This is a genomic window from Flavobacterium gelidicaeli, from assembly GCF_013294005.1.
Taxonomy (GTDB): domain Bacteria; phylum Bacteroidota; class Bacteroidia; order Flavobacteriales; family Flavobacteriaceae; genus Flavobacterium.
In genome coordinates this window covers 51,690-75,919 of sequence record NZ_JABSNK010000007.1, presented here as the reverse complement: position 1 = coordinate 75,919, position 24,230 = coordinate 51,690, and the positions used below count along the sequence as shown (strand labels likewise).

21 protein-coding genes are annotated in these 24,230 nt (G+C 36.5%); 20 read left to right on the top strand and 1 reads right to left on the bottom strand.

The window, feature by feature from the left end; genetic code table 11:
- The first annotated feature begins 71 nt into the window (after positions 1-71).
- The 11 genes from HNP99_RS11855 to HNP99_RS11805 all read left to right on the top strand — a co-directional run bounded on the left by HNP99_RS11855 (position 72) and on the right by HNP99_RS11805 (position 15,220).
- Complete coding sequence (locus tag HNP99_RS11855; protein ID WP_173853601.1) at positions 72-1,106, top strand: LacI family DNA-binding transcriptional regulator; 1,035 nt, start codon at positions 72-74, stop codon at positions 1,104-1,106.
- A 191-nt stretch (positions 1,107-1,297) separates the two neighbouring features.
- The gene (locus HNP99_RS11850; RefSeq protein WP_173839212.1) at positions 1,298-2,650 is read left to right on the top strand and encodes an MFS transporter; all 1,353 of its coding nucleotides are present in this window, start codon (positions 1,298-1,300) and stop codon (positions 2,648-2,650) included.
- A 79-nt stretch (positions 2,651-2,729) separates the two neighbouring features.
- Complete coding sequence (pgmB, locus tag HNP99_RS11845) at positions 2,730-3,386, top strand: beta-phosphoglucomutase (protein WP_173853600.1); 657 nt, start codon at positions 2,730-2,732, stop codon at positions 3,384-3,386.
- Between the two features lie 69 nt (positions 3,387-3,455).
- Positions 3,456-5,762, top strand: a complete 2,307-nt coding sequence (locus tag HNP99_RS11840) for a glycoside hydrolase family 65 protein (protein ID WP_173853599.1) — start codon at positions 3,456-3,458, stop codon at positions 5,760-5,762.
- Positions 5,763-5,983: 221 nt separating this feature from the next.
- Positions 5,984-8,371 carry a glycoside hydrolase family 31 protein gene (locus HNP99_RS11835; protein WP_173853598.1) on the top strand — a complete coding sequence of 796 codons (2,388 nt, stop codon included), beginning with the start codon at positions 5,984-5,986 and terminating at the stop codon, positions 8,369-8,371.
- Positions 8,372-8,375: 4 nt separating this feature from the next.
- On the top strand, positions 8,376-10,034 hold the full coding sequence (locus HNP99_RS11830; protein ID WP_173853597.1) for an alpha-amylase family glycosyl hydrolase: 1,659 nt from the start codon (positions 8,376-8,378) through the stop codon (positions 10,032-10,034).
- 221 nt (positions 10,035-10,255) lie between these two features.
- Entirely contained in the window at positions 10,256-10,813 is a 558-nt protein-coding gene (locus HNP99_RS11825; protein ID WP_173853596.1) for an NfeD family protein, read from the top strand.
- 14 nt (positions 10,814-10,827) lie between these two features.
- Entirely contained in the window at positions 10,828-12,354 is a 1,527-nt protein-coding gene (locus HNP99_RS11820) for a flotillin family protein (RefSeq protein WP_173853595.1), read from the top strand.
- A 127-nt stretch (positions 12,355-12,481) separates the two neighbouring features.
- Positions 12,482-13,159, top strand: a complete 678-nt coding sequence (locus tag HNP99_RS11815) for a glycerophosphodiester phosphodiesterase (protein ID WP_173853594.1) — start codon at positions 12,482-12,484, stop codon at positions 13,157-13,159.
- Between the two features lie 29 nt (positions 13,160-13,188).
- Complete coding sequence (locus HNP99_RS11810; protein WP_173853593.1) at positions 13,189-14,409, top strand: BaiN/RdsA family NAD(P)/FAD-dependent oxidoreductase; 1,221 nt, start codon at positions 13,189-13,191, stop codon at positions 14,407-14,409.
- Between the two features lie 82 nt (positions 14,410-14,491).
- Positions 14,492-15,220, top strand: coding sequence for a peptidase associated/transthyretin-like domain-containing protein (locus HNP99_RS11805; protein WP_173853592.1), 729 nt, complete (start codon positions 14,492-14,494; stop codon positions 15,218-15,220).
- 122 nt (positions 15,221-15,342) lie between these two features.
- Here the strand turns inward: HNP99_RS11805 and HNP99_RS11800 are convergent, their stop codons facing one another.
- The gene (locus HNP99_RS11800; RefSeq protein WP_173853591.1) at positions 15,343-15,819 is read right to left on the bottom strand and encodes a TspO/MBR family protein; all 477 of its coding nucleotides are present in this window, start codon (positions 15,817-15,819) and stop codon (positions 15,343-15,345) included.
- Between the two features lie 112 nt (positions 15,820-15,931).
- On the opposite strand from HNP99_RS11800, the gene HNP99_RS11795 reads away from it, so the two are divergent.
- The 9 genes from HNP99_RS11795 (at position 15,932) to HNP99_RS11755 (ending at position 24,077) form a co-directional block, all read left to right on the top strand.
- A complete protein-coding gene (locus HNP99_RS11795; protein WP_173853590.1) occupies positions 15,932-17,035 on the top strand; it encodes a diphosphomevalonate decarboxylase in 1,104 nt (367 codons plus the stop codon).
- A gap of 33 nt (positions 17,036-17,068) precedes the next feature.
- The gene (locus HNP99_RS11790; protein ID WP_173853589.1) at positions 17,069-17,287 is read left to right on the top strand and encodes a hypothetical protein; all 219 of its coding nucleotides are present in this window, start codon (positions 17,069-17,071) and stop codon (positions 17,285-17,287) included.
- Entirely contained in the window at positions 17,287-17,583 is a 297-nt protein-coding gene (locus HNP99_RS11785) for a type II toxin-antitoxin system RelE/ParE family toxin (protein ID WP_173853588.1), read from the top strand. Before HNP99_RS11790 ends, HNP99_RS11785 begins: the two co-directional genes overlap by 1 nt.
- 32 nt (positions 17,584-17,615) lie before the next feature.
- Complete coding sequence (locus tag HNP99_RS11780) at positions 17,616-18,554, top strand: mevalonate kinase family protein (RefSeq protein ID WP_173853587.1); 939 nt, start codon at positions 17,616-17,618, stop codon at positions 18,552-18,554.
- Positions 18,555-18,624: 70 nt separating this feature from the next.
- Positions 18,625-19,584, top strand: coding sequence for a geranylgeranylglycerol-phosphate geranylgeranyltransferase (locus tag HNP99_RS11775; RefSeq protein WP_173853586.1), 960 nt, complete (start codon positions 18,625-18,627; stop codon positions 19,582-19,584).
- Between the two features lie 233 nt (positions 19,585-19,817).
- Positions 19,818-20,726 carry a pseudouridine synthase gene (locus HNP99_RS11770; RefSeq protein ID WP_173853585.1) on the top strand — a complete coding sequence of 303 codons (909 nt, stop codon included), beginning with the start codon at positions 19,818-19,820 and terminating at the stop codon, positions 20,724-20,726.
- Between the two features lie 88 nt (positions 20,727-20,814).
- The gene (locus tag HNP99_RS11765; RefSeq protein WP_173853584.1) at positions 20,815-21,177 is read left to right on the top strand and encodes a nuclear transport factor 2 family protein; all 363 of its coding nucleotides are present in this window, start codon (positions 20,815-20,817) and stop codon (positions 21,175-21,177) included.
- A 217-nt stretch (positions 21,178-21,394) separates the two neighbouring features.
- Positions 21,395-22,246 carry a c-type cytochrome gene (locus tag HNP99_RS11760; RefSeq protein WP_173853583.1) on the top strand — a complete coding sequence of 284 codons (852 nt, stop codon included), beginning with the start codon at positions 21,395-21,397 and terminating at the stop codon, positions 22,244-22,246.
- A gap of 64 nt (positions 22,247-22,310) precedes the next feature.
- Positions 22,311-24,077, top strand: coding sequence for a DUF885 domain-containing protein (locus HNP99_RS11755; protein ID WP_173853582.1), 1,767 nt, complete (start codon positions 22,311-22,313; stop codon positions 24,075-24,077).
- Positions 24,078-24,230: the final 153 nt, after the last annotated feature.

Sequence of the window (24,230 nt, the reverse complement as noted above, 5' to 3'; positions counted from 1 at the left end):
TGGGAAAATTGCCATTAATAAAAACAAATCCTACCTTTATTACGAATTAATTTTTTATCAGATTTATAATTATGAAAAGAAAAGTTACACTTAAGCAAATTGCAAAAGAACTAGACGTCTCTATTTCTACCGTTTCAAAATCACTTAGAAACAGTTTAGAAATAGGAGAGGAAACCAGATTGAAAGTACAAGCATTTGCAAAATTTTATAATTATAAACCTAATAACATTGCACTTAGCTTAAAAAATCGCAAAACTAAAACAATCGGAATCATTATTCCTGAGATTGTACACTACTTTTTTTCTACTGTGATTAATGGTATTGAGCAGGTCGCAAACGAAAATGGGTATAGTGTCATCATATGCCTCTCTGACGATTCATTCGATAAGGAAGTTCGAAATATGGAAATGCTTGCTAATGGTAGTATTGACGGCTTCATAATGTCGTTGTCTAAAGAGACGCAACTTAAAGGAGACTTTCACCACATTACCGAAGTTATCAACCAAGGCATGCCAGTAGTTATGTTCGACCGCGTTACAAGCGAAATATTATGTGATAAAGTAATCATCGATGATAAATCAGCAGCTTATGAAGCAGTACAAACCTTAATCGACAAAGGGCGCAAGAAAATTGCTTTAGTAACCACTGTAGACTATGTAAGCGTAGGTAAATTAAGAACAGATGGCTATACTAAAGCATTGCTTGATAACGGCTTGCCTTTCAACGAAAACCTCATCATCAAGATCGAAGATGTAGATACTTGCGAGGTGATCATTGGTAAACTACTAGAAGACAAAGCAATTGATGCGGTTTTTGCTGTAAACGAACTCTTTGCCGTAACCAGTATTAAAGCAGCAAATAAAATGGGATTAAATGTCCCCGAAGATCTAGCGGTAATTGCTTTCACCGATGGTATTATTTCTAAATATTCTACTCCTACAATTACCACTGTAAGTCAAAGCGGAAAGAAAATGGGAAACAAAGCCGCTAAAATGCTTATTGATCGTTTAGAAACTGAAGAGGAAAGCGAAGAGGAAGAGGAGGTTGAAAACTATAAAACCGAAGTAATTGAAACCCATTTGGTCGAAAGAGAGTCAACAAATTAAAACTATTCTGCTATACTATTCATTACTACAACCTTGTAGTTGTTAATCTTTGGATTTTTTTAGATCCAAAAAACAAATGTTTGAAATTAATTTCTACATTTACCCCAATCAAAGCTTTTACTTTTACTTCGAAAAATAAGTTAAGTTTTGATAAGCATCGCGCTTATCGTATTAATATTTAAATTACGATAATGGAAAAGCGTAAATTAAGTTTTTGGGAAATCTGGAACATGAGTTTCGGATTCTTGGGAATACAAATGGGATTTGCTCTTCAAAATGCAAATGCGAGTAGAATTCTTCAAATTTTTGGTGCCGATGTTCACGAGCTGTCATGGTTCTGGATTATTGCTCCTTTAATGGGACTTATCGTTCAACCCATAATTGGTCATTATAGTGACAAGACTTGGGGAAAATTTGGACGTAGAAAACCTTTCTTTTTAATTGGTGCAGTATTAGCCTCAGTAGGTTTGATATTAATGCCACAAGCCGAAATTTTCATCGCATTACTGCCTGCCTTATGGGTTGGAGCTGGAATGTTAATGATTATGGATGCCTCTTTCAATATTGCTATGGAACCTTTCAGAGCTTTAGTGGGAGACAATTTAAGAACAGATCAAAGAACATTAGGATTTAGCGTTCAAACGGCCTTAATTGGTTTTGGAGCCGTAATAGGTTCTTGGCTTCCTTATGTTTTGACTAATTGGTTTGGTGTTTCTAATCGAAATGAAGATGGCGGCGTTCCTATGCATTTGATTCTTTCATTTGTCATTGGTGCAGTAATCTTAATTGGTTCGATACTAGTAACCATTTTTACTACTAAGGAATATTCACCTGAAGAATTAGCCCAGTTTGAAGACGAACAAGCACATCAAGAAACAGCAGTTGTAGAAAAAGAATCAAGTCTTCTCGATATTTTTGAAGACTTTAGAAAAATGCCTACTACCATGCGACAATTGAGTTGGGTGCAGTTTTTCTCTTGGTTTGGACTTTTTGGAATGTGGGTTTTTACAACTCCTGCTATTGCGCACCACATCTACGGTCTGCCTATTAACGATAGTAAAAGTGAGGCGTATCAAACAGCCGGTGACTGGGTTGGTGTCCTTTTTGGAATCTACAATTTGGTTTCTGCATTTTACGCTTTTGCACTTCCTTATATCGCTAAGAAAATAGGTAGAAAACTAACGCATTCTATTTCTTTAACCATTGGTGGTCTTGGTTTAATCTCTATGTATTTCATGCCTAACGAAGATTGGTTAATCCTTTCTATGGTAGGAGTAGGAATTGCATGGGCTAGTATTTTATCAATGCCATATGCCATCCTTGCAGGTTCTATTTCGCCTTTAAAAATGGGAGTTTACATGGGGATTTTCAATTTCTTTATCGTGATTCCGCAAATTATCAACGCTTTAATTGGTGGTCCACTGGTTAAATACTTCTATCATGACGATGCTATTTTTGCACTGGTAACTAGTGGAGTGAGTTTTCTCATCGCCGCAGTTCTGGTAGTAAAAGTAAAAGATGTCGATGATGTTGTAAAAAAATAATCAGTCCAGACTTATCCTGATTTAATCCTTAAGCAAAACTGCTTAAACCACTTATTTTCCACAAAAAATTATTCTCGACATGCGTACAAAAGCATTTATATTCGACCTCGACGGAGTAATCGTCGATACGGCAAAATACCATTATTTAGCTTGGCAAAAAATTGCTCAAGAACTAAACATAGACTTCACATTAGAGCATAACGAACTCCTTAAAGGCGTAAGCCGTGTTCGCTCTCTTGATATTATCCTCGAACTAGGAAACGTTCAGGCTTCACAAGAAGACAAGAACAAATGGCTGGTTCAAAAAAACGACGAATATTTAAGCTATTTAGTCGATATGGATCAAAGCGAAATCCTTCCTGGTGTGATTCCAGTCTTAGAATTTTTAAAGCAAAACAACCAACCTATCGCTTTAGGTTCGGCGAGTAAAAACGCAAGACCTATTCTAGAAAAAACGGGCATCATCCATTTTTTTGATGCGATTGTTGACGGCAATGATGTCTCTAACGCCAAGCCAGATCCTGAGGTTTTCTTAATCGCAGCAAAACACTTGAACAGCAATCCAGCGGATGCAATTGTATTTGAAGATTCGGTTGCGGGTGTTCAAGCAGCTAACATTGCCAAGATGATCAGCATAGGAATAGGAGAAGAAAAAACACTACACGAAGCACAGTATATTTTTGAGGATTTTACTCAAATAACGACCCGCTTCATTCAAGAATTAATCAACAAATAAGGCGCAAGTATTTCCTTGGCTGTATCTCGTGACAGCAATAAAACTTGAACTACAAAACTATCAAACAAAATGAATCAAGATTATATAAAACCCGATAATTGGTCTATCATCGAAGAAGGATTTGACGCAGAAAGCGTAAAGTCATCTGAAAGCCTTTTCAGTATAGGAAATGGCGCGATGGGACAACGTGCTAATTTTGAAGAAACCTACACTGGCGCTACTTTTCAAGGTAGTTATATTGCCGGAATTTACTATCCAGACAAAACTAAAGTGGGCTGGTGGAAAAACGGCTACCCGGAATATTTTGCTAAAGTATTGAATGCACCTAATTGGATTGGGATTGATATCGAAATCAACGATGAAATTTTCGATCTTAATAAATGCAGCGAAATAAAAAAATTCCGTCGTGAGTTGAACATGAAAGAAGGTTGGTACAGCCGCTCATTTGAAGCCACTTTAAAAAACGGAACGGAGATTGCCGTAAACGTAACGCGTTTCTTGGCTTTAGACTTAGATGAGGTAGGGATTATTAACTACGAAATCACGACATTAAACAAAGATGCAAAAATAGTTTACAAACCTTATATTGACGCTGGTGTTACTAATGAAGATGCTAACTGGGATGAAAAATTCTGGGAACCTCTTGATGTAAAACACACCGGTAACGAGGCCTTTGTAACTGCACAAACATTCAAAACGCATTTTAAAGTGACCACTTTTATGCAGAATAGTGTTTTTGAAAATGGTAAAAATCTAAACCTCTCTCCTACCAACTTCAATACTACTGCAGACAAAATTCAAAGTCTGTATGCGGTGATTGTAGCAAAAGGAAAAACATCTTCTATTCAAAAAATTGGTGGGTACACCGTTTCTTTAAATCATAGCAACACGCAAACAGCTGCCGAAAAAGCAATTCAAGCGGCTTTAGCCAAAGGGTACAATCAATTGTTGCAAGATCAGCTTGCTGCTTGGGCAAAGATTTGGGAAATGTCAGACATTACTATTGATGGTGACGTGAAGGCACAGCAAGGAATTCGCTTTAATATATTTCAGTTAAACCAAACCTATTTAGGTAAAGACAGCCGATTAAACATTGGTCCAAAAGGATTTACTGGAGAGAAATATGGTGGATCCACTTATTGGGACACAGAGGCCTATTGCATACCGTTTTACATGGCGACAAAAGACCAGCAGGTTGCCCGTAATTTATTGACGTATCGTTATAATCAATTGGACAAAGCCATCGAAAATGCCGAGAAAAACTTAGGCTTTAAAAATGGTGCTGCCCTCTACCCTATGGTGACGATGAACGGCGAAGAATGCCACAACGAATGGGAAATCACGCACGAAGAAATTCATAGAAATGGTGCCATCGCTTTTGCGATTTTCAACTACCACCGTTTTACTGGTGATTACTCCTATATTCCCGAAAAAGGATTAGAAGTATTGATTGCTATCGCTCGTTTCTGGCATCAGCGCGCTTCTTTTTCGAAGGATAAAAACCAATACGTAATACTAGGTGTGACTGGTCCTAATGAGTACGAGAACAACATCAACAATAATTTCTACACTAATTATATTGCAAAATGGTGTATTAATTATGCATTCGAACAAATTCAAAAAGTAGCTTCAGAATATGCTGATGATCACAGTAGAATTATCGAAAAAGTAAACCTAAGTGATAGCGAAATCCAAGAGTGGAAAAAAGTAGCGGATAATATGTATTTCCCTAAATCAGAAGCGTTGGGAATCTACTTGCAGCAAGACGGTTTCTTAGACAAAGATTTGGTTCCCGTTAAGGATTTAGACAAATCACAACGTCCTATAAATCAAAAATGGTCGTGGGATCGCGTGTTGCGTTCGCCTTACATAAAACAGGCTGATGTATTGCAGTGTTTCTACTTTTTTGAAGATCACTTTTCGAAAGAAGAACTACATAAAAACTTCGATTTCTACGAGTCTTTCACGGTGCATGAGAGTTCGCTTTCGCCCTGCGTACACTCTATTCAAGCTGCCTTGTTAGACAAAATGGATATGGCATATACGTTCTATTTACGAACATCTCGTTTGGATCTAGACGACTACAACAAAGAGGTTGAAGAAGGCTGCCACATCACGTCAATGGCGGGAACTTGGATGAGTATTGTAGAAGGTTTTGGAGGAATGCGCGTTAAAAACGACAGCTTACATTTCTCTCCTAAAATCCCTAAAGAATGGGACGGTTATTCGTTCAAAATTAATTTTAGAAACCAAATTTTGAAAGTAATTGTAAACCATAACGAAACCCAAATCACGCTTGAAGGTTCACAAGATCTTACCGTTTATGTCAATGACAAACCGCTTCTAGTTCGTGCAAACGAACAAGCTATGGCATAAGATTATCAATAAATGAATGATATCGAGGCATTACCCAAATGATTTTTTCAAAGGACGCAATGCCTCCCTATTATTTAAAAAAACCGCTTACTTAGACTACTTTAAGTAGCAAGAACACTATTTTTTTGCTTGTAATTATTAGAAGCTATTTCCTGCTATCCCCTTTATCTCTTCACTACGTTACGAGGATATCGGTCCTATCAGGGCTAAAAAAAAGTACCATGAACAAATTCCTTCTCAGCATCATACTACTGGTTTTTACAATCACATTTTCATTTGCGCAAAATGCAAACCGGAAATACGAAGGCCATGCTACAAACAAAAATACTCTTGAAGTAAACACCTCAGACGGCAAGTATATTTTCACGCCCTACGCTACTACTATCATTGCCACTACTTTTATTCCAAAAGGAGAAACAAATACTACTCCTTCTCATGCAGTTGTAATGCAAGTAGAGAACGGAATAGCCAAAATTAAAGAAACAAAAAACAGTCTTACCTTTAGTACCAAAGGGATTAGCGTGAAGCTCACCAAATCACCTTTTCAGATTAGTTATTTCTATAAATCGAAAGCACTTCTCTCTGAGAAGAATGGCTACATAAAAAAAGACAGCACAGAAGTCCTCGATTTTAATTTAGATAATTCAGAAGCATTGTATGGAGCAGGCGAACGTGTTTTAGGAATGAACCGCCGTGGCAACCGTTTGCAATTATACAACCGTGCACATTACGGTTATGAAACGCATTCAGAGTTAATGAATTTCACCATGCCACTGGTAATGTCGTCAAAAATATATGCCGTTCATTTTGACAATGCCGCCATTGGGTACTTAGATTTAGACAGTAAAAAAGACAACACCCTAGCATACGAAACAATCTCTGGCCGAAAAACCTATCAAGTAATCGCCGCTGATTCTTGGACCGATTTGATTACTAGTTACACCACCTTAACAGGAAAACAACCCTTACCTCCTCGTTGGGCGTTTGGGAATTTTGCTAGTCGTTTTGGTTACCACACCCAAGCTGAAACCGAAGCAACAATTCAAAAATATAGAGATGAAAAAATTCCTGTAGACGCTGTAATTCTGGACTTATATTGGTTTGGAAAAACCGTTCAAGGAACGATGGGGAATTTAGATTGGGACAAAGAAAGTTTCCCGGAGCCTACAAACATGATTGCCAACCTTGAGAAAGCAGGCGTCAAAACAATTCTGATCACTGAACCTTTTATATTAACTACGTCAAGCAAATGGCAAGAAGCAGTCGATAAAAAAATCTTAGCCACAGATAGCAATGGCAAACCCTTTACCTATGATTTCTATTTTGGAAACACAGGAATCATCGACATTTTTAAACCTGAAGGCAAGCAATGGTTTTGGACTATTTATAAAAATTTAATCAATCAAGGCGTTGCTGGATTGTGGGGTGATCTTGGCGAACCTGAAGTATTTCCGTCTGCTGCGATCACGGTAGCTGGAAAAGCAGATGAAGTTCATAATATCTATGGGCATAATTGGGCAAAACTTGTTCAGGACGGTTATAAAAAAGATTTCGCACAGCAAAGACCTTTTATATTAATGCGCGCAGGATATTCTGGATCACAACGATACGGCATGATTCCCTGGTCAGGTGATGTTAGCAGATCTTGGGGCGGATTGCAAGCACAAACAGAAATCGCACTCCAAATGGGAATGCAAGGACTTGGTTACATGCATTCTGACTTGGGCGGTTTTGCTGGAGCTACAGACGATAGTGAATTGTACACACGCTGGTTGCAATATGGCGTTTTCCAACCTATTTTTCGCCCACATGCGCAGGAAGACGTTCCTTCTGAACCTATTTTTAAAGACGAAATTACAAAAAACAGAACGCGTAAAGCCATCGAATTACGCTATCAAATGATTCCATATAATTACACCCTAGCTTTCGAAAACAATCAAAAAGGAACGCCATTGATGCGTCCATTACTTTTTGAAGAACCTACAGATACGGTTATCCAAAAAGTAAACGAAACCTATTTATGGGGAAATGACTTTCTGGTAACTCCGATTACGCATGCAGGTATAGCTAGCAAAACGATTTATTTCCCTAAAAGCAGCAATTGGTTTGACTTTTATTCTGATAAGAAATATGCAGCAGCGACAACTGAAAACATTGCTGTAGTACCTGAGCAGATTCCGGTATTTGTGCGAGGCGGTGCTTTTATCCCTATGGCTGATTTGGTGCAAACTACGCGTGATTATACTACTTCAAAAATAACTCTACATTACTATAAAGACAGCGATGTAAAAGCAAGCTCTGGCAGAATGTACCATGATGATGGTAAAACTCCGGAAGCTTTCGAAAAAGGAAACTATGAGATTTTACATTTTAATGCCAAAAATAAAAGCAATATCTTGAGCTTTGAATTAACCACCACAATTGGCGCTAATTACACTGCTATAGATCGCCAAATCCAGTTGATTATTCACAACAGCGATGCTGAACCTAAAAAAATTACTAGCAATAGAAAAGCAGTAGATTTTAATTGGAACAAAAAAGAAAAGACACTTACTATTCCCGTGCAATGGACCAAGGGAACATCAGAAAAAATAAAAATTAAATTCTAATAAAATGAAAATATACCCTCTATTTTTTTTACTAGCGACTGTCGTTTTAACCGTAAGTTGCACCGCTACTAAAAAAGTTTCCAATAAAAAAGCAGCAAAAACTCCCTTTGTATGGGAAGCCGCTAGCGTTTATTTTTTAATGACAGACCGATTTAACAACGGTGACAAAGCAAACGACCAGAATTACAACCGCACGAAAACTAGCGGAAAATTACGCGGTTTTCAAGGAGGAGACATCAAAGGGATTTCGCAAAAAATCGATGAAGGTTATTTTGACAAACTCGGAATCAATGCGATTTGGTTTACTCCAATAGTCGAACAAATTCATGATGGCGTTGATGAAGGAACGGGATACAGCTACGGATTTCATGGGTATTGGACGAGAGACTGGACCGCTTTGGACCCTAATTTCGGAACCAAAGAAGATCTTGCAGCCCTTGTTGAAAAAGCACATGCCCACGGCATCAGAATTATTCTTGACGGCGTAATCAATCACACAGGACCGGTAACTCCTGAAGATTCGGTGTGGCCAAATGATTGGGTACGCACAGACCCACAATGTGACTACAAAACCTTTGAAACTACAACCGCTTGCACCCTAGTTAAGAACTTACCCGATATTAAAACTGAGAGCGATCAAGAAGTGGAGCTCCCTCCTTTTTTAATCGAAAAATGGAAAGCAGAAGGCCGTTACGAAAAAGAAGTCGCTTCGCTAGATGCCTTTTTTGAAAGAACAGCATACCCTAGAACACCTAAGAATTACATTATAAAGTGGCTGACAGATTACATCGCTGATTACGGAATTGACGGTTACAGAGCCGATACCGTAAAGCACACAAATGTGAGTGTATGGAGTGATTTCAAGACGCAATGTGAGTTTGCTTTTGCAACTTGGAAAAAAAATAATCCAACAAAAGTTTTAGACAACAATCCTTTCTACACTATTGCTGAGGTCTACAATTACAACATTAGCGCCGGGAAATATTTTGATTTTGGTGACAAAAAAGTAAACTATTATGACAATGGTTTTAACAACATGATCAATTTCGAATTCAAATCAGATGCTTTGAAAGACTATGAGTTCATTTTCTCTAAATATGCAAGTATTTTGAATGGTGAACTAAAAGGATCGAGCGTATTGAACTACTTATCGTCTCATGACGATGGAAGTCCGTTTGACGCAGCACGAACAAAGAACAAAGAAACGGCCACCAAATTATTACTTTCTCCAGGATTAGCACAAGTTTTTTATGGAGATGAATCGGCTCGTTCTCTTATTGTAGCAGGCACTGAAGGCGATGCAACATTGCGTTCCTTCATGAACTGGGAAGACATCAAATCAAATCCTGCAACTCAAGCGGCACTTTTACATTGGCAAAAACTAGGACAGTTTAGAAAAAACCACCCATCGATTGGTGCTGGCGTACACCAACAAATTACCGCGCAACCGTATGTATTCTCGAGAACATTTACTAAAGGCGATTATAGTGATCAGGTAGTCGTAGGACTAGATTTATCGATTGGTAAAAAAGAACTATCTGTTGGTGCAATTTTCGATAACGGAATAACGTTAAGAGATGCGTACTCTGGTAAAACGGCCATTGTAACAAACGGAACCGTTACTATTGATAGCCCGTTTGACATTGTACTATTAGAAAAATAAAATCTATCACAGTTTTAAAATTCTTTTATTGCTACTAATCTGTGACAAAAAAATTACCCGAAGAATACCACAAATACTTCAAGCAAAAAAGCACAAATCGATTCTCGTTTGTGCTTTTTTATTTTTCTAAAAGCCGCTTTTAAAAATAAAAATTATATTTTCTTTAACATTTGTAACATTTGTAAAAAATATCGTCTAATTTGGACACCCAAACCATTATTATGAACTTTTTAGAAAACTACGAACCCTTGCTAAAAGCTTTCTGGTACATTGCGCTACCCGTAAGTTTGTTTTTTAGTCTGCAAACCATCATGACATTTGTTGGTTTAAGCGATGGAGAAACCGACGTGGATTCAGACACCGGCGATGTAGAGATGCCATTTGAGATTTTCACCTTACGCAACTTAATCAACTTTTTATTGGGTTTCAGTTGGACAGGAATTTCCTTTTACAACACCATAGAAAACAAAACAATATTGATTGTTGTTGCGCTTATTGTTGGGTTGTTATTTGTTGCTATCTTCTTTATGCTAATCAAACAAATTTTAAAACTATCAGAGAACAACAGTTTTAAAATTGAAAGTACCTTGAACCAAACTGCGCAAGTCTACCTGACCATTCCTGCAGAAAAATCAGGACGAGGCAAAATATTGATCAGTATAAAGGGAGCATACCATGAGCTGGATGCCATGACGCTAACTTCCGAAAAAATCCTTTCAAATACTTCCGTGAAAGTCGTTGCTATAGAAAACAACGTATTAATTGTAGAAAAAAACTAAATTTAAAATAACCCATGACTGAAATTATTATTATCGTTGTTGCCGTACTTGTTGTTTTTGTAACCTTCCTTACGCTTATTTCTCGTTACAAAAGATGTCCTTCAGATAAGATCCTTGTTATTTATGGTCGCACAGGCGGCACCTCTGCAAAGTGTGTGCATGGTGGCGGTGCATTTATCTGGCCAGTTGTTCAAGATTACCAATATTTAGACCTAAAACCACTTTCTATTGATGCTAATTTAACGAATGCACTATCGCGTCAAAACATTCGTGTCGATGTTCCTTGCCGATTTACCATTGCCATTTCAACAGAAAGTGAAAGCATGAACACGGCTGCCGAACGTTTATTAGGCCTACAACCTGAGCAAATTCAAGAATTAGCTAAAGACATTTTATTTGGTCAATTGCGTCTGGTAATTGCTACAATGACTATTGAAGAAATCAACTCAGACAGAGATAAATTCTTAGAAAACATTTCTAAAAACGTTGATTCTGAACTTAAGAAAATTGGTTTAAAACTAATCAACGTTAACGTTACTGACATCAAAGATGAGTCGGGATATATTGAAGCTTTAGGAAAAGAAGCTGCTGCAAAAGCCATCAATGAAGCCAAAATTTCTGTTGCAGAACAAGAGAAAATTGGAGAAACAGGAAAGGCATTGGCTGACCGTGAGAAAGACGTTCAAATTGCAGAAACACATAGAGATCGTGACGTAAAAATCGCGATCACAAATAAAGATAGAGAAGTAAGTATTGCCGCTGCATTTAAAGATGAAAGCATTGGTAAGGCTGAAGCACAGAGAGACACCCGTGTAAAAACATCTGAAGCAAATGCGATTGCGATAAAAGGAGAGAATGAAGCTCGCATTGCCATTGCACAGTCTGAAGCAGCACGTCGTGAACGTGAAGCAGAAGCATTGAGAACAGCATTAGCCTCTGAAAAAGTACAAAGTGCAAAAGCATTAGAAGAGTCTTATGTTGCAGAGCAAAAAGCAGAGGAAGCCCGTGCCGAAAGAGAACGATCTACTCAAAACGCCAATATTGTAATTCCGGCGCAAATTGCCAAACAAAAAGCAATTATTGACGCTCAAGCAGAAGCCGAAAAAACAAGAGAGTTAGCAAAAGGAGAAGCTGATGCTATCTTTGCAAAAATGGAAGCGGAAGCAAAAGGTTTGTACGAAATTCTAACAAAACAAGCAGAAGGATACCGCGAAGTTGTTAGCGCTGCTGGAGGTGACCCTACAAAAGCATTCCAATTATTGTTAATTGAAAAATTACCTGAATTAGTAAAAACCCAAGTGGAAGCGGTTAAAAATATCAAAATTGACAAAATCACTGTTTGGGATTCTGGAAATAATGGTGACAACGGAGCAGGTTCAACTGCCAACTTTGTATCAGGAATGATGAAAACAGTCCCACCATTGAACGACCTATTTAACATGGCTGGATTAAACCTACCTACTTATTTAAAAGGAAACGATACTGCGGAAGAGGCAAAACCTACAACCTCAAACGAGAACAGTACACCAACTGAAAAATAAAATAATGTAGAAAGTCCAAATTAAATTTATTTATAAATTTGGACCTCTATTTTTCGAAATAAAAAAGCACAAATCGAATCTGGTTTGTGCTTTTTTATTTTAGTTACCTTTGCCAAAAATTAGTAGCATGTTAAAGATCGGCCATCGCGGTGCTAGAGTTTATGAACCTGAGAATACTTTGATTGGTTTTCAAAAAGCATTAGCGCTTACTGTGGATCAAATCGAACTTGATATTCACAGCAGTGTTGATGGAGAAATCATGGTAATTCATGATGAAACAGTCGATAGAACGACCAATGGCAGCGGTTATGTAAATAGTTTTACGCGTTTAGAATTACAGCAATTCCAAATTGAAAGACAGCAGTATATTCCAACATTAATTGAAGTTTTAAATCTTATTGATCGAAAATGCTCCATTAATATCGAAATAAAAAGCAATGGATTAGCTGACAAATTAGTTGGCATAATTGAGCAATATGTAACTGAAAAACAGTGGAAATATGGCGATTTTATCGTCTCTAGTTTTGAGTGGGATAATTTGGAAAAAGTCCGCTTGCTGAATCCTACTATTCCAATTGCCGTATTGACGGAGACGAGTATTGAGGACGCTTTGGCTTTCGCCAAAAAAATAAAAGCACAGGCAATAAATCCCGATTTTCAGATGCTCTCGACAGAAAATGTAAGTCAGATGCAACAGACTGGGTTTCAAGTTTTCCCTTGGACGGTGAACGAAATCGAAGACATAAAAAGAATACAATCATACAAAGTAGACGGAATCATCTCTGATTTTCCCGATCGATTATAAATTTTGCTTCAAGCAAAAACAACAAAAACATGAATCAAGATTTTGATATAATAGTAGTAGGTGGTGGTGCAGCAGGTTTTTTTACAGCCATTAATATCGTTGAGAAAAACCCAAAGTTAAAAGTAGCCATATTAGAACGTGGTGCCGAAGTTTTGCAAAAAGTCCGCATCTCTGGTGGTGGGCGTTGCAATGTTACCCACGCCTGTTTTGAACCTAATGAATTAGTAAAATTCTACCCTCGTGGAGAGAAAGAATTGCGAGGACCTTTTCATCAGTTTTGCTCAGGTGATACTATCGAATGGTTTGAAAAACACGGTGTCGAATTAAAAATCGAGGATGACGGCAGAATGTTTCCGGTATCTAATTCGTCACAAACAATTATCGACTGTTTTCTTGAAGCCACTACTAAATTAGGCATCAAAGTATTGACAGGACAAAGTGTACAGTCTATTTTCAGGCCCGAAATCGCAGGAGAAAGCGTTTGGAAAATCGAAACACAATCGGAAAATTATATTACCGAAAAATTAGTTTTAGCCACAGGAAGCAATCCTAAAGTTTGGGATATGTTACAAACCTATGGTCACGCGGTTGTGAATCCCGTGCCTTCCTTGTTTACCTTCAATATCAAAGACCCTCGAATTAAAGAATTACCCGGAGTAGCAGCCTTAGCGACGGTTAAGGTCAAAGATAGCAAACTAGAATCAACCGGTCCTTTATTAATTACCCACTGGGGAATGAGCGGTCCTGCAGTTTTAAAATTATCCGCTTGGGGTGCCCGAATCTTACATGACAAAAATTATCAGTTTACCATTTATGTGAATTGGCTGAATGATGTAGATGCAAATGATGCCGAGATAAAATTAAAAGAACTCAAACAAGAACATGCTAAAAAAGCGGTATCTAAGAAATCACCGTTTGACTTCCCAAACCGTTTGTGGGAAAGTTTAGTACTTGCTTCAGGAATCGAAATCGAAACAAAATGGGCTGATCTATCCAAAGCGCAACTGCAAAACCTAGCAAACCAATTAACAAACGGAAGCTTTCAAGTCAATGGGAAGAGCACTTTTAAAGAAGAGTTCGTAACCGCTGGCGGAATCGATTTAAAAGAAATCAATTTTAAAACCATGGAAAGTAAGTTGCACAACAACCTATATTTTGCAGGAGAAATTGTGAATATCGATGCGATTACTGGTGGATTTAATTTCCAAAATGCTTGGACTAGTGGGTTTATTGTGGCGAGTGCTGTTTAATTTAACAAGACATTACCTCTTTACTAAGTTTTCATTAAGACTATTTTAATAATTTTACAATTACTTTAATAGATATAAACTTATGAAGATAAAACTACTCAGCGCTTTACTATTGCTAAGCTTTCAACTTTGCTTTTCTCAAAATATTAAAGGAAAAGTAATGTGCAATAGTTATATCATACCTAATGTAGAAGTCATTAATTCCTTTACAAAAAAACTCACTACAACTGATGCTGAGGGAAATTTTTCTATTGATGCAAAAACAAACGACCTTTTAGTATTTGTTTCAAAAGAACATCAATTAAAAAAACTCACTATAAATCCTTTGCTATTCATAAACAACGAACTTATTGTTGAATTAACTTTAAACGCCGAAGAGTTAAATGAAGTTGTCGTAACTAACATGCCTTCTATAAAATTGAGCAAGGATGACAGCTGGGAGCAAACTAAATTAGATCAATACACCTTAGAAAAAAGAACTGCTGCTCCAAAAGTACAAGGCGTTTACACAGGCGAACTAGTTAACGGTGTTGACTTCATGCGAATAGGCGGAATGCTTTTAAGCCTATTCATTAAAGATAAAGAACCCGCAAAAAAAGAACCAGCTGAAGTTCTATTTAAAGATTTTGTAAAATCACATTGTAATCAAAGTTATTTTGAAAAAACATTGGATATTAAACCCGAAAAGATAGGTTTGTTTATGGAGTTTTGTGACGCAGACCCAAGATCTAAAAGCATTACTACAAGCAAAAATGTTTTGACTTTAATGGATTTTCTCCTCGAAAAAAAAACCGCTTTTAAAAAACTATAGATTAAAGCAACTAAACAATTTTCACTTCAACCTATAGTGAAATCTCAATAAAAAAAGAATCAAATAACTGTAAATCAACACTCCTTATTTTGGCTTCGAAACATTACTTTTTATAATTAAAACTATCGATTTAGCCACCAAATACTTTCATTTAAAACTAAAGCAAAACTCACCCACGCCAAATAAGGCAAGAACAAGTATCCTGCAATTTTATTTATTTTACTAAACTGAGTGTAGGTTTCAAAAATCATTAGCCACAATAAAATAATCTCAATTCCAGCTAACAAAGGGTTGTGCAAACCAAAGAACAAATAGGACCACAATGCATTTAAAGCCAACTGAATTGCAAAAACAATCAATGCTTTTCTAACCAACTCTTTTTCTGCCTCTATACGGTCCCAAACTAATCCTGCAGCAATACCCATCATGATATACAACATACTCCACATAGGAGCAAAAATCCAATTAGGCGGGTTAAAACTTGGTTTTATTAATGTAGGATACCAAGTTGTCACCGCTGATTGAGTTACAATTCCGGAGAAATAACCAATTACGAGACAAGTAACAACAACCGTAAGTATTTTTGTAATCTTATTCATTTATATAATTTGTTTGAGAATTCAAAATTAATCAAAAATCAAGAGTTTTTCAACAAATAAACCAATTGATGTCTAAGTCAAAAAAAGTATCTTTGTAAAAATTTCACCATTCATGTTGACAACAAACGATTTTATCCCACAACCCTATTCTCATACTTTAGAAAACGGCGAATTTCAATGGAGTGCGCCTAGTAATATTGCCTTAGTAAAATATTGGGGAAAAAAAGACAATCAGATACCTGCTAATCCCTCAGTGAGTTTTACTTTGAACAATTGTAAAACAATTACTAAATTGGCTTTCGCCAAAAAGCATATTGCAACATCGTCCAACGCAAGTTCAGAGGATTTTTCATTTGATTTGTTATTTGAAGGGCAACCGAAAGAAGATTTTAAACCAAAAATTAAGAAATTCTTAGAAAGAATCGAAGTCTATCTTCCGTTTTTAAAAGAGTATCATTTTACGATAGACACAAAAAACACTTTTCCGCATAGTTCAGGTATAGCTTCATCAGCGTCAGGAATGGCTGCGCTTGCGATGAACTTGATGAGTTTAGAAAAAGCCCTTAATCCTGCAATGACCGATGCGTATTTTTATCAAAAAGCCTCTTTTCTAGCCCGATTGGGATCAGGGAGCGCTTGTAGAAGTGTCAAAGGGCAAGTGGTTGTATGGGGAAACCAAGCGAATATTGCAGGCAGTACTGATTTATTTGGGGTGGAATTCCCTAACGAAATCCATGCGAACTTCAAGAACTACCAAGACACTATTTTACTTGTAGACAAAGGCGAAAAGCAAGTCTCAAGCACGGTAGGCCATGATTTAATGCATAACCATCCGTATGCCGAGAGGCGTTTTGCTCAAGCACATGAAAACTTAGATGCTTTAAAAGCGATCTTTAAGAGCGGGGATTTAAACGCCTTCATTAAAGTAGTAGAAAGCGAAGCGCTAACATTGCACGCGATGATGATGACTTCGATGCCTTATTTTATTTTAATGAAACCAAATACGTTGCAGATCATCAATGCGCTTTGGAAATTTAGAAACGAGACTAAAATACCGGTATGTTTCACCCTAGATGCAGGAGCAAATGTGCATGTATTATACCCCGAAAACGTTAGCGAAAAAGTTTTGCAATTTATTAAAGACGAATTAGTTGGCTATTGTCAAAATGGGCAGTACATTTGTGATGAAATTGGAAATGGAGCAATCCTATTATAATTTTCGTATCTTTAGGAGATTAAAGCGCTAAGTATGGATATTCAATTAGAAAAACAAGAAATTATTGAGCAGTTATTGCAAACCAATGACGAATCACTAATTGCGTCTATCAAATCCCTTTTAACTAAAGACAAGAAAGATTTTTGGGAGGAGTTGTCGCCGGAAGAGAAAGAAGGAATTGAAGAAGGAATTGAAGATTTTAAAAATGGTAATACAACATCTTGGGATGACTTCATAATCAACTATCTTTAATGCGAAAGGTGGTAATTTCGAAACGAGCAACATACGAATTAGAAGATTTATTTGATTTTCTTGACTATAAATGGTCTATCGATATTCGTAAGAAAGTCGCACAGAAATTGAATAAAAATATTGAGAAGATCAGATTAAACCCTGAATTATTTCCAAAATCAACAGTAAGAAATACACGAAAATGCGTGGTTTCAAAACAGATAAGCTTGTATTATGACTTTGACGAAAAAAATTTAAATATTCTTCGCATTTTCGATACAAGACAAGACCCAAATAAGATTAAAAAAATAGAATAATTACCAACCCCAAATTGTTAATTTAAAATAATATGAAAGGACCTTTATTTTACTCAAAAATATTACTCTTTGGAGAATACGGAATTATTCGTGACTCTAAGGGATTATCTATTCCCTATAATTTTTACAATGGTGCTTTAAAAACCGACGAAAATCCATCTGCAGAAGCGATTGCTTCTAATGCGAGTTTGAATCGTTTTGCAAACTACCTTGAAACGCTACAAACAGAGCAACCCCAGTTGGTCGCTTTTGATTTAGCTACTTTAAAAAGTGATATCGCTACCGGCATGTACTTTGACTCTAGCATTCCACAAGGATATGGTGTAGGAAGTAGTGGAGCGCTAGTAGCTGCTATTTATGATAAATATGCTCAAGACAAAATCACGGTTTTAGAAAATCTAACGAGAGAAAAATTATTACAGTTAAAGAATATCTTTTCCCAAATGGAAAGCTTTTTCCATGGAAAAAGTTCTGGTTTAGATCCTTTAAATAGCTATTTAAGCATTCCGATCTTGATTAATTCTAAAGACAATATTGAAGCAACTGGAATTCCGAATCAGAGTTTTGACGGAAAAGGTGCTGTCTTTTTATTAGACTCTGGAATTGTAGGTGAAACTGCTCCTATGGTTAACATTTTTATGGAAAACTTAAAAGACAAAGGTTTCCGAACAATGTTAAAAAATCAGTTTGTAAAACACACTGATGCTTGTGTTGAAAACTTTTTAGGAGGTGACATGAAATCATTGTTTAGCAATACTAAAAAATTATCAAAAGTTGTTTTAAGTCATTTTAAACCAATGATTCCAGAACAATTTCATGCTATTTGGCAAAAAGGAATTGACACAAATGACTATTACTTGAAACTTTGTGGTTCAGGTGGCGGTGGATATATCTTAGGATTTACTGAAGATCTAGAACGAGCAAAAACAGCATTGAAAGATTACAAATTAGAAGTAGTTTATCAGTTTTAATAGAACAAAAAAAACCAAATTTAAAGCTTAAAATTCAATGTGATTTTAAGCTTTATTATTTTAATAAAGTATGGCATTAAGTAGAAAGCAAAAGCTTTTTTTAAAAAAGGTAATCAGTTTATTCTCAGTAGTAAGGGGACACAACATCCCGGTTATTATATTGGCACAGTACCTTTCGGCGATATTTATCTTAGCACCAGAGAAAAGAGCGATTGCTATTTTACTGGATTTCAATTTGTTTTTATTAGTTTTTGCCTCAGCGATTACGATTGCTTCTGGTTACATTATCAATAATTTTTACGACAGCCAGAAAGATTTAATCAACCGCCCTAATAAATCGATGCTAGACCGCTTAGTAAGTCAGGCCACCAAACTAAAGGTCTATTTTACTTTGAATTTTATTGCCGCATTGCTAGCTTTATGTGCTTCTTGGCAAGCCTTTTTATTTTTTTCGGCTTATATTTTCTTAATTTGGTTTTACTCCCATAAAATAAAAAAATATCCGGTTGTAGGTAATTTGACCGCTGCAATGATGGCTATTATACCGTTCTTTGCCTTACTCCTACACTATTACAATAGCATAACCTTTGAAGAAATAGAAAGTTACAAAGGCCATTTTGCCGTGATTTTTGCACATGCATGTTTCTTGTTTTTATTATTGCTAATACGAGAAATGATTAAAGATTTAGAAAATTTAAAGGGAGACTTGGCTAACAATTACCAAACAATCCCAATTCGTTTTGGCGAGCAAATGTCTAAAAAGATCATTACTATTTTAACGATAGCTACTATTGTCCCAGTTTATGTTTTAATAGATATTTATGACGTAGGTTATATGGACATCTATTTTTATGTTTGCTTTATCATCCTTATTTTCTTTTTACTTTACTTATGGAAATCACATCAAAAAGCAGAATACTTATTGTTGCATAATGTTTTAAAATTCTTGATTGTTGCAGGCGTTTTTTGCATTGTTTTGATCAATCCATCTGTTTTATGGAACGGCAGGAAATTGTTGCTAATGATGTAAAAAAGGTTTCTTTTAAATCCTAACTTTCTCGTAATTCTAGCCCTGATTACAACGGTATCCTTTTACTTTTTTCTTTAAAAAGTAAAAGATATAGTGGAAAGCAGGAAATAGCTCCTTAAAAAAACCAAATTCACTTATTTAATACTCCTATAGGTTAACGTTTTAGCATTTTAATTAGTAGTTATTGATTGCCAATTATATAAATACTATCTTTGCGCAAATTATTGATTATTATGAATAACAAGGAAGGCAATAATAAGAGTAGCGGCGGAAGAGCAAATAGCTCACGACCACACTCGAATAAGCCAAAACCTGCCATGCAGAAGCGCGCTCAAGGGCCAAAAAAAGTTAAGGTAACTACTAAAGTTGCCGATGTTGCTACTGATAAAGTAGAAAAAAAGCCAAATCAAGCGCCAAAAAGACCGAAGGTAAAAGACGAAATTCGTTTAAATAAATACATTGCTAATTCAGGTGCGTGCTCGCGTCGCGATGCAGATATTTACATTACATCAGGAACAGTAAAAGTAAACGGAATTCCGGTTACTGAAATGGGATATATGGTTAAACCAGGAGATGTGGTTAACTTTGATGGTGCTACATTGACACCAGAGAAAAAAGTGTACATCTTATTAAACAAGCCAAAAAACTTTACTACCGCTTTTGACGAAGGTCAAGAGTTCCGTAATGTTCTTGAGTTAGTAAAAGGTTCTACGACTGCCAAAATTGGTGCTGTAGGAAGAATGGATAAAAATACGACGGGTTTATTATTGTTTACTAATGATACTGACATGATTCGTAAATTTACTTTACCAAGTCAAAAATCATCTAAAATATACCACGTATCTCTTGATAAGAACTTAAAATTTGAAGATTTAGAAAAAATCAACAAAGGACTAACTCTTGATGGACACCGTGTTTTTATTGAAGACGTAAGTTATATTGAAGGAGAAGCTAAGAGCGAAATAGGTCTTAAATTAAGATCCGCTAACGTGAAAGTGGTTCGTAACATATTTGAACACTTTAGCTACGATGTTTTGCGTATTGACAGGGTCTCTTTTGCAGGTTTGACTAAGAAAAACTTACCAAGAGGAAACTGGAGATTGCTTACTGAACAAGAAATCATCAATTTAAAGAACGTTTAATAACCGCCTTTAAAAATAATACATAATTAGAAAAAATCCTTTTCATTCGTGAATAGGATTTTTTTTTACTCCTAACCCATCATTCCCCATGACACCAGAAAAACTACAATCGATTGCTTTTAAATGGATCGAAACTTTTAACAACAAAGAATTAGACAAATTATTATCATTATATGATGATGATGCCGTTCATTTTAGTCCAAAATTAAAAATAAAAAACCCTGAAACTAACGGGAATGTTAGTGGAAAAGAGGCTTTACGCCAATGGTGGCAATCGGCTTTTGAGAATATACCGAGTTTACAGTACCAGCTTAAGTCGGTTACTGCAAATGGAGATCGTGTTTTTATGGAATACATTAGAACCGTTGACAATGAAGATGACTTATTAGTTGCCGAAGTTCTTGATATTAGAGAAGACAAAATTGTTGCTTCAAGGGTATATCACGGTTAAAATTGACAGTAAGATTAGTCAAGAAACAAACGTTATTACACCATTTAAAATTCCATTTCGATCTCCTCGAAATGGAATTTTTTATTTCGCACTCATTTTAAAAGGGGTTTATAAACTATCTCCTCTATCAAAGCTATTGAAATATTGCCTAATTTTGAGTATCACTTTATTGGTAACATTATTTCAATTACAGCTTTACTCTTTATTCAAACACAAAATGCACAAATTATATTTAAAACTAGTTGCCTTATTATTCCTTACACTAGCGAGTTGTCAACAGCAGGGAAAGCAACACAAAATTGTTGCCGAAAACACTACTAATGCTAGCACAAAACAGATAGTTGATTCTATGAGCATTGATTTGCTTGCTTTACAACAAGAAGGTAAATTAAAAAACACCCACTTAGTCACTGTGCAAGATGATCCTGTTTATCACAGCATCAAAAGATATCAGGCAGTTGCTTTGTCTAAGTTACTCTCCAGCTATACCGCTATTAAAACAATAGATCCTAAAAATTACCAAATCGTTTTTGAATGTGAGGACGGATACAAACCCATGATGCCTTTGCAAAAAATCATGGATTCTAAAGCGTATGTTGCCGTAAGCGATATTGACGCTCCAAAGGGTCAATTGTGGTCGGAGATTATTAAGGACGGACACGAAATGAAAGCAGCACCTTTCTATCTAATTTATGAAGCCGTACCTGCTAATGAAACAGACTATAAATGGCCTTACAACCTTGTCAAAATACAGCTCGTGAACAACAGCCTGAATATTGCCCTTATCGCTCCAAAAGACGATCCTAAAGCACAAGCGGGTTTTGACTTATTTGATAAAAATTGTGTGACTTGCCACGCCATAAATAAAATAGGAGGCACTATGGGACCCGAATTAAATTATCCAAAGAGTGTCACCGAATACTGGAAAAAAGACCAATTAAAAAAATTTATACAGCATCCAGCATCGTTTAGGAATGATGTAAAAATGCCAACCTTGACAAACATAACCCCAAGAGACATCGATCAAATCTTTTATTACCTAGAATACATGTCATATCATAAAATATAATTTTATTTTAATCGAAAAAAAAAAAAAATACAAATAGATAAGAAACTTAGTTAAACCACCTGATATGACAACACAAAAACTTCTGATTTTAGGAATAGCAGTCTGCTTATTTTTTAATAGTTGCAAAAAAGAAGAGCGTAAAACTGCTGATTTTAAGGCCATTACTAAAAACTATTTTGACGATAAAAACACACTCGATCCTTTGAGCGCAACCCAAAACGGACAAAACCAATACAACGACCAATTGCAATTTGAAATGACTGATAGTTATCGCAAATCACAATTGGCTTTTTTTGATAAATACCAAAAAACCATCGCAGGTATCAATCAAAAAGACTTGTCTGAAGAAGAACTCAACAGCTATGAAATTATTAAATGGGAAGTAACCGTAGGCGAGGAATTATTAAACCAACCCACCAATTTAATTCCGATACATCAGTTTTGGGGAACGCATTTAACCATGGGGCAATATGCTGGAGGAAGTAGTGGCCAACCTTTTAAAACAGAGAAAGACTATACCAATTTCTTAAAAAGGATGGACTTGTATAGCGTTTGGATTGACTCGGCGATGGTGTATATGAGAAAGGGAATTGCAAAAGGAGCGGTTTTACCTAAGGCGCTAACCGAAAAACTACTTCCGCAGTTTGCTAACATGCCAACCGCTAACGTCGCCGACAATTTGTTTTATTCGGCGATTAAAATCATGCCAGCAACTTTCTCAGACGCCACTAAAAAAGAGCTAACCGCAAAATACACCGCTACAATCAACGATAAGTTGGTGCCACAATACAAGAAAATGGCCGACTTCATTAAAGACGAATACTTGCCAGCCTCTCGCACGACAAGTGGTATAGGCAGTTTGCCTTTTGGAAAGGCATTGTATGCTGTTTATGTCAAACAATGGACCACGACAAGCATGACTCCTGATGCAATTCATGCGTTGGGACTAAGCGAAGTCGCGCGCTTGAATAGCGAAATGGAAAAGGTAAAAACGCAGGTAGGTTTCAAAGGAACATTACTCGAATTTTTTGACTGCGTAAGAAACAAACCCGAACTAAAACCCTTCAAAAAACCCGAAGAAGTCATTGCAAATTTTGAGCGAATCTACAGCGTGATCAAACCCAATGTAGACCGATTGTTTTCGTTACAGCCAAAAACTGAATTTGAGATTCGAAGAACAGAAGCCTTTAGAGAACAAACAGCCAGTGCTGAATACAGTCCAGGCACAACAGACGGAACACGTCCAGGGATATTTTATGTACCTATTCCAGATGTGAAGGAATACAATATGTATGGAGACGAAGATTTGTTCTTACACGAAGCCATTCCGGGGCATCACTTTCAGATTTCGCTACAGCAAGAAAACGCTAGCCTACCTGATTTTAGAAAATACAACTGGTTTGGCGCCTACGGTGAAGGCTGGGCATTGTACACCGAAAGTCTGGGGAAAGAAATGGGCTTGTACAAAGATCCGTATCAGTATTTTGGGATGTTAGGAAACGAGATGCACCGTGCGGTACGGTTGGTTGTCGACACGGGATTGCATAGCAAAGGATGGACTAGAGAGCAAGCTATAGCCTATTCACTAGCCAACGAAGCCGAAAGCGAAGCCAGCATCACCACTGAAATTGAACGCTATATGGCGATTCCAGGGCAGGCGTTATCATATAAAATAGGACAATTAAAAATCATGGAACTGCGCAAGAGAGCACAAGATAAAATGGGTACCCAATTTGACATTAAAAAATTCCACGAGAAAGTATTAGCATCTGGAGTAATGCCACTGGCTTTATTAGAGAAAAAAATCGATGCTTGGATTCAGGAAAAATAATTTAAAATAGCACGTATAAAAAAGCTTCTCAAATGAGAAGCTTTTTTATACATCGACTATCGATACTATTCTTAAATGGTAGTTCATCACATCTAATATCACTAAAACTGGGTATTGCCAGATTCTTAAAATCCTCGTTACTTTACAATTGAC